1 protein-coding gene is annotated in these 558 nt (G+C 62.2%); it reads left to right on the top strand.

Features of this window, described 5'->3' with window-relative positions; genetic code table 11:
• On the top strand, positions 1–507 hold a 507-nt coding region (locus NW819_RS13525; RefSeq protein ID WP_414414063.1), incomplete at its 5' end, for an NAD-binding protein.
• Positions 508–558 lie beyond the last annotated feature (51 nt).

Raw genomic sequence — 558 nt, 5'->3', positions numbered from 1 at the left:
TTGGTGCTGGAGAAAGCTTGCCTGCCCCAGGCCCGCGCTCTGGTCATTGCCCTGCCGGATCGCATGAGCATCCGCCTCTGCCTGAAACGAGCTCTGGAGTTGGCGCCGCGATTGGATGTGGTGGTGCGAGCTACCGACAAGGAAGACATCGAACAGCTCTATCAGTTGGGGGCCAGAGAAGTCGTCCACCCCGAATTTGAGGCCAGCCTGGGGCTGTGCAGCCATGTGTTGCTGGAGTTGGGAGAACCCCCAGACATCATTCAGCAGGAGATCCTGGCCATTCGCAGCAGCCACTACCGCGATCTACGCCCTCTCCACCCCAGTTGTCTGATCCCCGCGCCTGTCAGTTGGCTGACACCGCCGGCCCCACCTCCCTCTCCCCCCCTCCCCGCCAATGCCAACGGCAGCCACGACAGCCACCCACCTGAGTCTGTGCTGGCCTGGTGGGAACGCTGGCAGCGGCCTGTTCAACCCGAATGGGCAGGGATCCCTGGCTCTGCCGAGTAGAGATTTGCACCTCAATCTTCGTAGTATCCTGCAAACTGGAGGTGTGGCCAC

Origin of the sequence: Synechococcus sp. R8-2, from assembly GCF_047461715.1 — a bacterium.
In the GTDB taxonomy this organism is placed as follows: Bacteria; Cyanobacteriota; Cyanobacteriia; order Thermostichales; family Thermostichaceae; genus Thermostichus.
Note: the sequence above shows the minus strand (reverse complement) of the source record. Positions and strands in the feature narration are given on the sequence as shown.